The sequence below is a fragment of the Psychrobacter sp. TB67 genome (assembly GCF_000511065.1).
GTDB classification, from domain to species: domain Bacteria; phylum Pseudomonadota; class Gammaproteobacteria; order Pseudomonadales; family Moraxellaceae; genus Psychrobacter; species Psychrobacter okhotskensis.
This window is the reverse complement of the sequence record NZ_AYYA01000010.1, coordinates 29,896-42,109: the sequence shown is the minus strand read 5'-3', so window position 1 is coordinate 42,109 and position 12,214 is coordinate 29,896. Positions and strand designations below refer to the sequence as shown.

General features: G+C 42.8%; 10 protein-coding genes. 2 read left to right on the top strand and 8 right to left on the bottom strand.

The window, feature by feature from the left end; genetic code table 11:
- Positions 1-130: 130 nt before the first annotated feature.
- The 4 genes from W293_RS0102040 to W293_RS0102025 form a co-directional block, all read right to left on the bottom strand.
- Positions 131-844, bottom strand: a complete 714-nt coding sequence (locus W293_RS0102040) for a DUF6977 family protein (protein WP_025650866.1) — start codon at positions 842-844, stop codon at positions 131-133.
- A gap of 158 nt (positions 845-1,002) precedes the next feature.
- A complete protein-coding gene (locus W293_RS0102035) occupies positions 1,003-1,722 on the bottom strand; it encodes a hypothetical protein (protein ID WP_025650865.1) in 720 nt (239 codons plus the stop codon).
- Between the two features lie 380 nt (positions 1,723-2,102).
- The gene (locus W293_RS0102030) at positions 2,103-2,750 is read right to left on the bottom strand and encodes a glutathione S-transferase (RefSeq protein WP_025650864.1); all 648 of its coding nucleotides are present in this window, start codon (positions 2,748-2,750) and stop codon (positions 2,103-2,105) included.
- Between the two features lie 91 nt (positions 2,751-2,841).
- Positions 2,842-4,161 (bottom strand): short-chain fatty acid transporter, encoded by a 1,320-nt coding sequence (locus tag W293_RS0102025; protein ID WP_025650863.1) that lies wholly within the window; start codon positions 4,159-4,161, stop codon positions 2,842-2,844.
- Positions 4,162-4,821: 660 nt separating this feature from the next.
- Between W293_RS0102025 and W293_RS0102015 the strand changes: the two genes are divergently transcribed.
- On the top strand, positions 4,822-5,601 hold the full coding sequence (locus W293_RS0102015) for a class II aldolase/adducin family protein (RefSeq protein WP_025650862.1): 780 nt from the start codon (positions 4,822-4,824) through the stop codon (positions 5,599-5,601).
- A 7-nt stretch (positions 5,602-5,608) separates the two neighbouring features.
- The gene (locus W293_RS0102010; protein ID WP_025650861.1) at positions 5,609-6,490 is read left to right on the top strand and encodes an alpha/beta fold hydrolase; all 882 of its coding nucleotides are present in this window, start codon (positions 5,609-5,611) and stop codon (positions 6,488-6,490) included.
- 153 nt (positions 6,491-6,643) lie between these two features.
- Here W293_RS0102010 and W293_RS0102005 read toward each other — a convergent pair whose 3' ends face one another.
- From W293_RS0102005 to W293_RS0101990, 4 genes are all read right to left on the bottom strand, one after another.
- The gene (locus W293_RS0102005) at positions 6,644-7,279 is read right to left on the bottom strand and encodes a hypothetical protein (protein WP_101212040.1); all 636 of its coding nucleotides are present in this window, start codon (positions 7,277-7,279) and stop codon (positions 6,644-6,646) included.
- Between the two features lie 388 nt (positions 7,280-7,667).
- On the bottom strand, positions 7,668-8,954 hold the full coding sequence (locus tag W293_RS0102000; protein WP_025650859.1) for an NAD(P)/FAD-dependent oxidoreductase: 1,287 nt from the start codon (positions 8,952-8,954) through the stop codon (positions 7,668-7,670).
- 17 nt (positions 8,955-8,971) lie between these two features.
- The gene (gene nhaC, locus W293_RS0101995; RefSeq protein ID WP_025650858.1) at positions 8,972-10,432 is read right to left on the bottom strand and encodes a Na+/H+ antiporter NhaC; all 1,461 of its coding nucleotides are present in this window, start codon (positions 10,430-10,432) and stop codon (positions 8,972-8,974) included.
- A 290-nt stretch (positions 10,433-10,722) separates the two neighbouring features.
- Positions 10,723-12,213, bottom strand: a complete 1,491-nt coding sequence (locus W293_RS0101990; protein WP_025650857.1) for an aldehyde dehydrogenase family protein — start codon at positions 12,211-12,213, stop codon at positions 10,723-10,725.
- Between the last annotated feature and the right edge of the window lies 1 nt (position 12,214).

Here is a 12,214-nt window from a genome sequence, read left to right as displayed (position 1 = left end):
AAAAAACCTAAATTGAATGAATAATTAATAACTGGATGGCTCGTATTATATAGGAAACTCAGTGCTCATTTGTATCGTCGCTTTTAGAAAACCAATTGACTTCTTATATCAAATTGAAAGCACAGAGCAATCAAACCCACCCTTCTTCCAAAAGCTGCTCGGTGTTACTTATTTTGAATTCATGATATAAATTGAAGAATACCGCAGGGTCTTCAATGTTATCGAGCAACTCGCGTTTATTAAGCGCCACAAACATCGCCAGCGCATAAGCGGCACAATGAATAGATTTTTTGGGATTAAACTCACGATCCGTAAAGGCCTGATATTGCATGACTTCCTCATGCAGATGCGGGTTTTGCTTTAGGGCATTGATATACAGCCAGTCATAAAATGTCGTCAACGGCTCTACGCTCCATTCCATGCCAAAATAATTATAGCCAATCAGCTCACCTGAAGTTATTAAGCGCTCGTCCTTTTTGGCTTGTCTTGGCGGCACACTTAGCAAGTCGATATAAGGGCCACCATCCTCAAAAACCATACTGCTTTGAAAGGCGTTTTCGACACTATATTGCTGCCCATCTTGCTCATTCGTGAGCTTTAAGCTCAATGGACTGAGCGGAAAACTCAATTTATTGCCCGATTTACTCGATAGCTCTAGGACATGACTAAAGCCATACTTTTTACGAATGACTTGATGCATATCATTAATGGATTTTTTCTTTTGGCGACTCGCAAACCCCACATGCCGCTCAAACCGAACCATGTCCGTTTTGACCAGATTATCACTGTTGGTTCTCGGCATGAATACGGGTTTATGTTCTACAGCATCTTGTCTTTGATCCACAGGGTTCTGTGTTTGTTGCATAGCAATGTGCCTTATATCAATAATCTTGTATAAATGTTCTTTTGTAACGGCTTTTTTATAACAACTTTGGCATAAACAGTATTTTAAAATAATTGTCATGCGAATTTAGGACATACCCTACTCTTAGCGCTTGCTACCTACTCAGCAGCATCTAATAAGGTGTTAAGCTCGTCCACCATGGCATCGTCTATGATGTTGTCCTCAACATAGCTCACTGTCTCATCTATAGTGTTCAGATCCATTTCTCGAATACCTAAGCTGGCTAGCTGCTTATTGATCGAGTCTAAACTGTCATTCTCTTCGGTGTCGTCCAGTAGATTTTCTTCGAATCTGCCTCTAACGAACCAGTACATTTTTTCTAATACGGTTTCTTTTTTGGTCAAAGTAGAATAACCGTCACCATAAATGAACAAGTTAAAATGATAAGGTATCTCTACATCGTTAATGAAAAAGGTGCGCTTGCACTCTAGTGTATAAGCTTGAATCTCTTTGTCTTCAGCGTCTAGGTCTTCAATACCTTCATCATTTTTATTGTCTTCATCATATTCAATCACTTCTTTTACCAACTCGCCTAGGATTTCATAGCGCCCTGCTTTGACCTTATGATTATAAATGATAGAGGACTCCGCGATTGCGTCAAAAATAATCGCACTGACGTCTAACGTATGATTGTCAATATCATAAAAACTCTTTAGCGCGGGTAAAAACTCGGTCAGCTTTTCTTCAGGTACTTGAATGAGAAACTGCTGCTCGTATATTTTAATCATGTCTTCAGGCGCATAAGTGTTGGCAGTATCAGTCTCGTTTCTACCAGTCGGCTGCAAAGGTAAAAAATTATACGGGTTATTATTGCTCATTCAGGACGGCCTTTTTATTTGGAGGTACTTTGTTAAATTTTTATTGCTGCTAATTGCTATTAGATAATGAGTGATACATAAAATACCGCTCACACTCTGGCAGCTCACACTCTGGCAGCTCATACTCAACGCTATCAATAATCTCATTACGCTGTTTAGTGATAAGTCGATAACCACTAATTACCAATGATTAATCACGCCGTTATACGGCAGGTTACCATTATACGTCTTATAGTGCTCGTCGATACACTTTTACCCGTACAGTTTCGCCTTAGGAGGCCAAATACTGCTTTTAACCATGAAGCGTGGTTATATCCACTAAGCATCTCGTTAATAACGCACGTTCATCTTAATGAACCCTTATCGTTAAGCACTTAGGATTAAGAAGGAAATAGCACCACATCATCCTCTTCTTGCCAAGGCTGGTACTTTTTCATTGCCTGCAGGAATGATGGATGCGCCAGCCAATCTTGCAACCAGCGCTGTAGATTTGGGTAAGGTAGATCATAAAAAACATCGCGATCCACATGCGCAAACTGACGGACAAAAGGCATGATGCCAATATCGGCAATCGTTATGCTATCGCCTAGCAAATAAGGGTTTTTAGTCAGCAGTTCTTCTAGCACCTGTAAAAAGACTTCGCCCCGTTGTCGATACTCTTCCTGAGTCATCTCAGGATGACGGTCGGCATATTTATAACGATCTAGCCAATGTTTAAATTCGTTATCGTTTTTATCGATCAGAGCGTTGGCCTGTTGCAAAACCTCTGAATCCAGCAACCTTTGCGGATCTTGCTGCTCAAGCACCCACTCCATTATCTCTCTACTCTCTTCAATCACCCTACCATCAGCCAGTTGCAAAACAGGCACTGTAGCTTTGGGACTTATCGCTAGCATCTGCATCGGTTTATTTTTGAGCGTTATCTCCCGCAGCTCCACTTGTAACTCAGCGAATAAGATGCCAAGCCTAGCACGCATGGCATAAGGACAACGACGAAAAGAATACAGGCGATGCAGTTGAACAGTCATAATATCTCTCACAGGTAACTCAAAATCAGGAAAGAAGAATAAAAAAGACCTCGCCCCTAACTCAAAGCAAGGTCATTACTTTAGCATTTATTTATAAGAACAATAATCCCAGACCAATCACAACGCCACTGACAATCAACACGATGACACAAAAGCCCATGATATCTTTGGCTTTTAGTCCAGCGATTGCTAAGGCGGGCAATGCCCAAAATGGCTGGATCATATTTGTCCAAGCATCGCCCCATGCCACCGCCATGGCAACTTTTGCAGGGTCACTACCAAGCATTTCTGCCGCTTCCAACATAATCGGCGCTTGCACTGCCCACTGTCCACCCCCTGACGGGACAAAGAAGTTGACGAGTCCTGCACTTAGGAAGGCAAAAAGTGGCAAGGTGTCTGCTGACGAAACGCTGACGAACGCTTCTGACATAACAGCTGCCAAGCCAGACGCCGTCATCATACCCATAATGCCTGCATAAAACGGAAATTGGACAATAATTGCGCCTGCGCCTTTGACCGCTTCTTGCACGGCAATCAAATACTTGCGCGGTGTTCCGTGAAATATGATGCCAAGGAACAAGAACATAAAGTTGACCAAGTCGAGCGTCAATGCAAAGCCGTTTTGCACAAAATAATAGATGATAAAGGCTATGCCCATGACACCGATAACCATCGATAGTATCCAGCTGTTTTCCAAACGCTCTGCTGGTGTCATGGCTGATTTTTCTGGTAGTTCCTCAATGATTGGATCAGCCAACACTTTTGGATCCACCGTCACCGTATCTTCTTTTTTTGGCATCATCAGACGGTTTAATAACGGCACAATAATAACCAAGGCTGCAACGATAATTAAATTATAACTCGCAAAGATAGTCGCACTCGTCGGAATAATACCAATTTTATCAACGAACGGATGGCCTTCTGTGGCAATCGATAGAGGAATCGATCCCGAGAATCCGGCATGCCAAATAATAAAACCAGAATAAGCACTGGCAATCAATAAGCGGTAATCGACATGTTCAACACGCTTCGCTAATTCTTTGGCGAATAACGCACCGATGACCAAGCCAAATCCCCAGTTGATCCAACTCGCTGCAAGCGAGACTAAGGTTACCAAAATAATCGCACTACCGGGCGACTTGGCAAAGCCGGCAAGTTTGCCCAATCCTTTTTTAAATATTGGGCTGCTTGCCAATACAAAGCCAGTGACGAGTACCAGTACCATCTGCATTGAGAACGCGAGTAATGCCCAGAAGCCCTCACCCCAATATGCCACCATCTGTACCGGTGAAGAATCGGTTAGACCTAAGCCCATACCAAAAATCACGACGGTTAAGATGATGACAAATAAAAATGGATCCGGTAAGTATTTTTCCATCAAACTATTCGAAAAACGCGTGATTCCCTTCATTGTAAAACTCCCTTTTTATTGAAAATCGTCCCTTACTTCTAACGCTAATGTTACCTCATTCTTCCTTTATATTCTTACTCATTCAGCAAGAATTAGCTCTTATTACGCTGTATTAGCTTCTAAAATCTTCTGTCTCATTAGTTAACAGAAAAAGTCTTTGCAGAGCGATATCGCTCTGCAAAGACTTCTAATGATCAACAACAGTTATCAAAATTTTTTATAAGCTCTCATAGTCTTTGATAATCTGTCAGATGCAATCAATAAATAGATAATATTTAAACTTTTATCTTTTTCACGATAAACAGCAGCAACATCTTTCACTCGCTTATGATAACAATGCGAACACTGACCCTCAATAATAATTTTCACTCTTAAAGGATATGGTACTCATAGGCTCCTTTAGGTGTATGACAATGGTGAGATCATAAGAAATAAAATTGGAGGATACAAACGTTTAATCTAATTATCAAAATAGAAATTAAATGAAATCTATTGATTTCAAACATCTATCTTAAACGTGTCATAAGCGAGTAACAGTTATCTTTATAAAGAATTCAATTGCTTTTACTTATCGTAGGATATAGATTTGAGGGAGCCGTGCGGACAAAATGATGGATTCATCGCCTTTCAAAAATAGCTAAGAAATTCAAGGATGACATAATGAAAAGCAATTCAACACTCAATGTAAATGACAACGTAAAAGACAATGTAACTGAACAAGAATGGCAGATGCGAGTCAACCTTGCCGCTTGTTATCGATTGATTGCCTTGTATGGCTGGGATGATTTGGTCTTTACTCATATTTCGGCACGTGTGCCAAATACTGAGGATGAATTTTTGATTAACCCTTATGGTTTACTATTTGAAGAGATTACCGCCTCTAGTCTGGTCAAAGTCAATCAAGCTGGTGAAAAAGTGTCGTCATCAGAATTCGATATCAATCCTGCAGGGTTTACCATTCATAGTGCCGTCCACGAAGCTCGTAGTGATGCCCATTGCGTTATCCACCTCCATACCAGCGACGGTGTGGCTGTATCTACCCAACAGCAAGGATTACTGCCTATCTCGCAACAATCCTTATTTCCATTATCTAACTTGGCTTATCATGACTATGAAGGTGTCGCTTTGAACCCTGAAGAAAAAGTGCGCTTAGTGTCTGATCTTGGAGAAGCCAATTTCATGATTTTACGCAATCATGGTTTGCTCACTTGTGCAAGCACTGTGGCCGATGCCTTTTTAAACATTTACATCTTGCAAAAAGCGTGCGAGGTCCAAATCAAAGCGCAGAGCGGCGGCAGTGAATTAACCTTGATATCACCGCAAATATTGGCTGGCATTCAAGCGGCATCGAAGCAAGTAACTAAAGAAGCCAATGGTGATATTGCGTGGCCGGCCTTATTAAGAAAGCTGCACCGAACTGATCCGTCTTTTGAGGAGTGAGCCAATAATGATAACGCTGAATGAATGGCAACAACAGGGACAATTCGTATTTATTGACGGTCAGAAAATTTTTACCCGTCAGGGTGGAGATAAAAATGCGCCAGTATTACTGTTAATTCATGGTTTCCCCAGTGCCAGTTGGGATTGGGAAGGTATGTGGGAGAAGCTCACTGAGCATTATTACGTTGTCACTCTCGATATGTTGGGGTTTGGCTTGTCTGACAAACCCAAAGACGCGCGCTACTTAATTAGTGAGCAGGCTGATATTTTTGAGACTTTTTTGCAAAATCTTGGCATCCATGACTATCATATTTTGGCACACGATTATGGTGACACAGTCGCACAAGAGTTATTAGCTAGGCAAGTTAGTGGCAGTAGTGACAATAGTAAAAGGCGCATTGACAGTGTTTGTTTTCTAAATGGTGGCCTGTTTCCTGAGACTCACAAACCAATCTTGATTCAAAAATTATTATTGTCGCCCTTAGGTCCTTTGGTATCCAAATTCATTAATAAGCAGAAGTTTGCGGATAATTTACAACAAATATTTGGGCCAGCAACGCCGCCAACCCCTGAGGTCATCGAAACGTTATGGCAGCTGTTAACTCATAATAATGGTCTAGCAGTGATGCATAAACTGATTAACTATATACCACAACGTCAACAATATCGTGAACGCTGGGTAGACGCGATTATCAATAGCAGCATACCAATTAAACTGGTTGCAGGTGCCAAAGATCCCATCTCGGGTAAACATATGATTCAGCGTTACCGTGAATTGATCCCGAATGCCAATGTTGCTGAGATGTCAGCGTTGGGACATTATCCACAAATTGAAGATGCCGATGCTATCACCGCCGAATACCTAAGCTTTAGAAGTAATGTGAATTAAAGAATATCTGCACCAAAATGAGCAAGGAAAGGTATGTGAAAAAGCGTCGTTAAGTGACTAGTCAAATCTCGCACTCGTCACCACTGTCAGCGGTCTGACATTACCGTCAGGCTTTGCTTCGACCTTCGACCTTTGGCATTTAACATTTAAAACTTAACACGCTTTAGATTCTGGTAGAGCATATTTGACGCTATCAACCACTTCATTACGCTGTTCAGTGATTAATTGATAACCTTTAACCATACCATTATAAGGTAGGTTGCCCTCGTGCTGCCGATAATGCTTGTAGATACTTTTTTTCACTATCGACGCTCGCTCAGACTCATCTAGTTTGGCAAATCCCTCTGGCAATCTTATATGAGCCAAGCGCGAAGCAGCACCACGAGCCATCCAGTTCACGTCCGCAGTAAACTCAAAGTTTACCTCTGCTCGCAAACTATATTTTGGCAACCGGCTAGGATAATGTGTTAAGTCATCTTTAATTTGGGCAATATCTTCTGCAAAAGGTGCATGAGGTATCTCAAGCACTGTAAATAATGCTATTAAAAACTCATCAGCAGTAAAATATTTATCAAGATAGCTGCTATCAAGCCCGAGATATTTGTTCGACAATACATGACGCAGTCGCTCACAAGCAGGAATGGTATGCTTGATAGGATAACCCATGGCTTTGACAATATCTTGCGGACGCAGCTCAAGTGTTGCTATCTGATTGATCGCATACTGTGCAAGAAGATGACGTGGATGATAATGACGAGTATATTTGGATTGGTTGGCAATGTGGCTCATGATATTGAACACCTTAGACTCCTGTAACTCCGACGAAAAACGTTGAAATAAGCCCAAGTAGGCAAATAAAAACAGGCACAGATGAGGATGTCGGAGTACAGGCTCATGCGCTTTACCAGAATTGTTTTATATCGTGCTGGAAGTTGCAAGGTTTGTACGCTGTCATTAATTAAAATAACGGATGACGATACAAAACTGTTAAACCCACGATAGTGACTCAAGGATAATAGCATATCAGATACTAGAAAATAAATATGGATATTAATACGCTTTAGTAATCAAACAAGTATTAATGTCTTCCTATCATCGTAAAACTCTAAATATCTTTATATTTAAAAGAACTTTAGCAAAATCAGACGATAACTCAATAAAGTTATCCAATATAAAGTTATCCAATGATTCTTAGGCATTGACCTGCATGATATAAAGTCAGTCCCAGCTCAGTAAAGCCAGACTTAATGCCTCCAAAAGATATTTTTGCCTCTTCTAAAGTCTTAAATGGCAAGGGAATACTGTCCCTATTACCTGTCATTATATAATCTGCAAAGCACTTACCCATCAGCGTGCCTGTGGTAATGCCGCGACCGTTATAAGCCGTTGCTGTCAGTAAACCTTCAGCGGGTTCCATGACTCGAAAGATATGATCTTGCGTAAAGCCGAAGCTACCAGTCCACTCATACTGCCACTTAAATGCTGGTAAATCTGGATAATAGCTTTGTTGCACAGCATTGGCCCATGATTGATAAAAGGATTTTGGTTTAAGCTGCGTACCACCAACTGTTCCCAATAATAGACGATCATCGTCATCACGGCGAAAGCTAGACAAGGCCAAGCGTGTATCCCATGCCCCTGTTTTGTATGGCAAAATACGATCTGCCGCCTCTCCGCTGAGCGGCTCAGATGCAATCTGATAGTAATACACTAGATAAAACGTCTTTTTGATTTCTGTCCACTCGCCTTCGGTATAAGCGTTGGTTGCAATAATGACGCGCTCAGATTTCACGCGCGCTTTAGTGGTTCTTGTATACCAATGACCGTCTACTTTTTCTAGTGCCTCAACGGCTGAATGTTCGTAGATAGTGACACCAAGACTGGCCGCTACTTTGGCCAGTCCTCTGACATAAGCCAGCGGGTTTATGGTACCAGCACGGTGATCAAGTAGTGCCTTATTGATGTTCTTAGTCCCACAATACTCATGGCATTTGCTGCCGGTCAATACCTCAACATTCGCGCCGCGACGACTTAGCTGCTCGTATCTAACATCGACATCGACTTCACCTTTAGCGTTATGTGCCATGTGGATATTGCCAGCTTGAGTGGCTTGTGCATCGATATTATAACGCTTGATTAAGTCGAATACTAAGCTTGGGGCTTGTCCAAGGGCTTCAGTTAAACGCTCACCTGCTGCTTCACCTAGCGCAATATTCAAATCATCAGGGCGCGCCCAAGTACCTGCATTGACGAGCCCTACGCTTTTTCCTGAACCGCCACTGCCAATGGTATGGCTCTCTAAGAGGATAACTTTGACACCTTTTTCTGCCAAATGAATCGCAGCCGATAACCCGGTATAACCGCTGCCTATAATACAGATAGTTGCTTCAGTATCGCTATTCATCTGGCTGTAGGTATCAATAATAGGTGCGGTCATATTCCACAAACATTGCTCTTGCAACATCTTATATTCCTTATAAATTACACGTTGTCTACAGTGGAGAGCGTGCTTGTGTCGTTATTAACAGTAGGTTCTTCACGGGGAATAAATTTATCTAAGAATACCCATAGCAAGCCAAATAGCGGCGATAACCAGCAGGCAAAGGCAAAGGGCGCATAAGTAAGGGTCGCAATACCTAGGGTTGCCGCAACGAAACTACCACCCATGTTCCAAGGAATCAGAGGAGATAACAGAGTGCCAGTATCTTCAATAGAGCGCGTAAGCGTCGTGCGCTTATAGCCCATTTCTTGATATTTGTCTTTGAGTAGACGGCCTGGCAATACCAGTGTGGTATAGACGTCACCGATGAGCGTACCGACACCAAGAGTGCTGAGATAAGTGGTAATTACTAAGCCAAATCTTGATTTCACCATCTTATTAATTTTTGCCATGATGGCTTTGAGCGTACCGTAATGCTCAATGGCACCAACGAAGGCTAAGGCAAAGATGGTCAAGGTCACAACCCAAGTCATTGACATAATGCCGCCTTTAGACAGCAGTTGGTCGACGACAGCAAAGCCTGTCTCACTGACAAAGCCATTTTGTAGGACGTTAAAGATATCGTGAACACCCACGCCTTGCATAAAGAACGCGACTAAGCCTGCAACTACTACACCTGATAATACCGTTGGAATAGCGGGCATTTTCATTACCGCCGCAATGACAACGACTACAGCAGGTAATAAAGTAATCACGCTCAAGTTATAGTTGGCCGCTAGTGAGGTTTGAATTTCTTTGATCGAAGATAAATCGACATTTTCTGCACCGTAACCCATCCCAATCCAAGCATAGATAATTAATGCAGTCACCATGGCAGGTACAGTCGTTGGCAACATGCCGCGAATATGATCCCAAAGCTCAACACCAGCCGCTGCTGGCGTTAAGTTGGTGGTGTCTGATAGAGGAGACATCTTGTCGCCAAAAAAAGCACCAGAAACGATAGCGCCGCCCGTTAGTGACGGCGGGATTCCCAAGCCTAGCCCAATACCCATCATAGCAAGACCGACTGTACCAACCGTGCCCCAAGAGGTACCGGTTGCGACAGAAATAATGGCGCAGATAAGACAAACGGAGACTAGAAATGATGAAGGGGAAAAAATGCTAAAACCGTAGTATAAAATCGTAGGGACGGTACCAGCGATAATCCAAGCCCCGATGAGCATACCAACGCCCATCAAGATAATCATGGCCGGTAGACCAATTTTAACAACCTTTAAAAAGCGTTGTTCCATGCCGTCCCAATCACGGCCACGCAGCTTCATAAACAAGCCGGTGATTAAAAGACCGCAAGCTAAGGGAATGTGAGGGGTAAAATCTTTGAATACAAAAAACTGCACCATCAGAATAATGGCAGTCAACACCAGAGGTGCAATATCTAATAAAAAACTAGAAGACGGACCGTAGCCATCTTTAGCTTCGTCATAAGGTTTATCATCCATCATAAGACACCTACCTTCCTTAGTAGTGGTTACTGTTGTCATAGATATAACAGTAGTGGGAACAACCAATCCATGGCTGCTGATAATGCTAAAAAAACGCTGAAAAGAGTACTAAAAAGGGAGTAAAAAAACCTGTTTTTGAAATCATGAATAGTTATTCATCACTTGCGCAGGCTTTCATACCAAAACAATAAATACTTAATAATTGGCTACCAAAACAATTGATACTTGGCTTGTTAAATAGGCGCTGAGCCTACTTAACAAGCGTCACATCACATCACATCACATTCTTACTAGCCAAAGTTGATGCCTTGCGCCAGTGGCAGCTCGGTTGAATAGTTGACCGTATTGGTCTGACGACGCATATAAGCTTTCCATGCATCAGAACCTGATTCACGACCACCGCCGGTTTCTTTTTCGCCGCCAAATGCGCCGCCAATCTCAGCGCCACTGGTGCCGATATTGACGTTAGCGATACCGCAATCACTACCGCGGTCACTGAGGAAAGTTTCAGCTTCACGCAAGTCATTGGTAAAGATACAAGATGACAACCCTTGTGGCACATCGTTTTGCATCGCTAGCGCATCGTCAAATTCTTTATAAGGCATGACATATAAAATCGGTGCAAACGTCTCACTACGTGCTACGTCATTTTGCTCATCAAGCTCAACAATGGCAGGGGTCACATAATAGGCATCGGGGAACTTATCCATCAGCACCCGTTCGCCGCCCGTGACTTTACCGCCAGTATTTCGAGCCTTTTCTAACGCCGCTTGCATGTTATTAAAGCTGTCTTCATCAATCAGTGGACCGACCAAATTGCCTTCGAGCGGGTGGCCGATGCTCACAGTATCGTAGGCAGACTTAACGCGCGGTAAGATATCGTCTTTGACCGACTCATGAACGAATAGACGGCGTAAAGTGGTACAACGCTGTCCTGCCGTTCCTACTGCTGAGAATAAAATGCCACGTAGCGCCAAATCTAAATCAGCCGTCGGTGCCAAAATCATGGCGTTATTGCCACCAAGCTCAAGCAAGCATTTACCAAAACGCTCAGCGACTTTAGGTCCTACTTCTCGGCCCATGCGCGTACTGCCGGTGGCACTGACCAAGGCGATGTCTTTATTTTCAACCAACGCATTACCGATATCGGTTTTACCCAATATAATTTGCGATAGATGTGCGGGTGCTTTACCAAATTTTGCCAAGGCTTTTTCAAATAACGCTTGGCAAGCTAAGGCGACGAGTGGGGTTTTTTCTGAAGGTTTCCAGATGACAGGGTTGCCACAGACGATGGCCAGCGCCGTGTTCCAAGACCAAACGGCAACGGGGAAGTTAAAGGCCGAGATGACGCCGATGACACCCAGTGGATGCCATGTCTCACGCATGTGGTGACCTGGGCGTTCCGAGGCGATGGTTAGACCATAAAGCTGACGCGATACGCCCACGGCAAAGTCACAAATATCAATCATTTCTTGTACTTCGCCAAGGCCTTCTTCTTTAATTTTTCCGGCTTCTAGCGATACTAAGATACCTAAGTCTTCTTTGTGTTCACGCAGGACTTCACCCAATAGACGAATCAGCTCACCACGTTTAGGGGCAGGAACGACACGCCATTCTTGAAAGGCTTTTTTGGCATTTTGGATTTTATTATTAACATCATCAACGCTATCTAGAGTTATCTTGCCAATAACCGTACCGTCTATAGGCGTATTGACTTCAAAATCGCCATGTTGATATTGTTCTTCTTTGACACCCATGGCAGACATGTATTGCTTAATCATA